Raw genomic sequence first — 367 nt, 5'->3', positions numbered from 1 at the left:
TTCGGGGGTTCCCGGCGCCGTCAGGTGCAAATCGGGAAGGGAAAACAACTCGCTTCGCTCAGACATTTTTCCCTTCTTAATCCGATTTTCACCTGCCGTCACCGGCTACTCTCAAGCGGACTTCGAGACTGGCTCGCTGCGCATCGCCAGGGGACTGAGTTGGTTTTCACTTCTCAGGTCTCTTTTGCTTTGTCGTTCCAACGAAAGTTGGAACCCAGTGTCGTGACGAAATTTGAAGATGCGCTGACGCCACTGGGTCCCAGCGTTCGCTGGGACGACGGATTAAATAGTGACGACAGAAGGTAAGAATTACGGAGCCAGAAGGTGGAAATCACGAGGCCGAAAGCGAGTGATTTCTGGCGAGGCG

Annotated in this window: 1 protein-coding gene; it reads right to left on the bottom strand. The window is 54.0% G+C overall.

Annotated features, from left to right (window positions below):
• Positions 1 to 173: 173 nt before the first annotated feature.
• A partial coding sequence (locus AKL25_RS24580; protein ID WP_205627305.1) for a hypothetical protein occupies positions 174 to 367 on the bottom strand: 194 nt, incomplete at its 5' end.

The organism is Herbaspirillum rhizosphaerae (assembly GCF_001189965.1).
GTDB lineage: Bacteria > Pseudomonadota > Gammaproteobacteria > Burkholderiales > Burkholderiaceae_D > Herbaspirillum > Herbaspirillum rhizosphaerae.
This window is presented reverse-complemented; position numbering and strand designations above follow the sequence as displayed.